This is a genomic window from Nostoc sp. (assembly GCF_035638895.1).
In the GTDB taxonomy this organism is placed as follows: Bacteria; Cyanobacteriota; Cyanobacteriia; order Cyanobacteriales; family Nostocaceae; genus Nostoc.
In genome coordinates this window covers 1-1,700 of the sequence record NZ_DASQZC010000097.1, presented here as the reverse complement: position 1 = coordinate 1,700, position 1,700 = coordinate 1, and the positions used below count along the sequence as shown (strand labels likewise).

At 40.3% G+C, this 1,700-nt stretch carries 3 protein-coding genes; all 3 read right to left on the bottom strand.

Annotation, left to right across the window (positions count from 1 at the left end):
* A partial coding sequence (locus tag VE944_RS04220) for a hypothetical protein (protein ID WP_324972737.1) occupies window positions 1-297 on the bottom strand: 297 nt, incomplete at its 3' end.
* A gap of 618 nt (window positions 298-915) precedes the next feature.
* Entirely contained in the window at window positions 916-1,410 is a 495-nt protein-coding gene (locus VE944_RS04215) for a hypothetical protein (protein WP_324972734.1), read from the bottom strand.
* Window positions 1,411-1,498: 88 nt separating this feature from the next.
* The coding region (locus VE944_RS04210) for a hypothetical protein (RefSeq protein ID WP_324972732.1) at window positions 1,499-1,700 on the bottom strand (202 nt) is incomplete at its 5' end.

Sequence of the window (1,700 nt, the reverse complement as noted above, 5' to 3'; positions counted from 1 at the left end):
GGGGCAGAGCAACTCAAGCCGTCGCAGTTCTTCTAAGGGATTATCAGATAATCCTTGTTGCCGCAGATAGAGAATTAATGCAATCTCAACAGCTTCGTAAGCATCTTTCCACTGCCACTTGCCCTGTGCCGCAGTTCCGTTGAAGTAACGATTCATCTGCGATTGGATTACTCTGTTTGCTAAAGGTTGATTCTTAATCAATAATTTGGCAAGTTCATGTCCGGCGCTGACAATGGATTGCCCGTAGTCTAAAACTGTTTGCACATCAAACAGTGAGCCTTGGATTGCATTAACCATGACTGTATATATGGAGTATTGATTTCACAAAAACTTGGCGTAGCCGATACTGCACAGGAAGATTCGTACAGCGATCGGCAATCAAAGTAGACTTAATTGCAAGATGTTGATTTCTGTGGGATGCTCACGTTGAAATGACAAAAAAGCGATCGCTATTCTGAAAACGCTATCGCTCCTTTAACTCGGATTTCTCACCACACCTCTCAAAGCCTGTGCTTGTGCAGGGGAGCAGGTTCGCTAGTGGGAGAGTTCAAGTTCAAATACTAAGTTCTTTCCCCTCTGCCCCTCTGCTCCTCTGCTCTATCAAACGCCTGAAGCTTGTGAGAAATGCGGGTTTAATAGGTGTCTGTGTCGAAGCTCCACGAAAACCAGCAAAGTTACCGTCGCTTCGCTCCAATTCAAAATTATCAATTCAAAATTCAAAATTCAAAATTAATTAAATAATTTTTCAATTTTGAATTCTCTGAACTTTGAACTTAAAATTGAATTGGAGCAATGGTTACAAACCCCTTAATTTATTAATGGGGACATAAAAAAGCACAGCATCCTTATTTCAAGCCCCCGCATTTATGCGTGGGGTTTGATAATTTTGAATTTTGAATTTTGAATTGTTTTGACTTAAGCCGACTGCTTGCGTGATCTTGCGGGTTTTCGTGGAGCCTTAGTAGATGTCGCTTTTGCAGTAGTCTTAGAAGTTTTGGTAGTTTTGCCTTTGAGGGGAGTAGATTTATTGGCGGTTTTAGCTTTAGATTTCGGTTGTACTCCTGTTGCTGGTGGTAGCAGTCTTAGTGAAGGGAATTGGAGTATAACTAGTTGAGTTTCGGTAGAACTCTTGTGAGACTCTAATTCTAATGTCCAGGGGTCAGAAATTTCCTCAAACTGTGATGTAAAAAAGGGGATTTGTTGAGGTTCGACTTCTAGTTGTTCACTGTTAGATAGTGGCTCAAATTGAGTTGCTGTTATTGCGGATTCGGAACTGGAATTGAATTGTGCAACTGCAATAGCTGGTAATGGTACAACGTAAAGCCCATCGATAAAATCGAAAATCGTCAGAGCAACAAAGCTCATCACAATAAATTCAATAGCTTGGGTGAGCGTAGATTGAATATCCATTGTATTTCTCCGAAATCTTTAATGTTCACAAAAAGTACGCGAAGCGCTAACAGTCTCGTAATCAAGTACCAGACGTACACAAGAAGTTTTAAAAAGGAATATCTTCAAAGAAATTCATGGGTTGACTGAAGCTTGAAGGGGCGCTTAAGTCTCGGACTATTCTATAGTTTTCTGGATGCCAACAAGTATCACTCAAGGAATTATTTAGCCATTGTTTTAGGTGATTTTGTAGTTTGAAATCATTTGCAATCAACTCTTTTTCTTCAGTTGTCCAAACTCTTTGAATCGCC

Excerpts from the sequence above, each read along its gene's own strand:
- VE944_RS04215 (WP_324972734.1), bottom strand. The coding sequence starts at position 1,410 with ATGGATATTCAATCTACGCTCACCCAAGCTATTGAATTTATTGTGATG.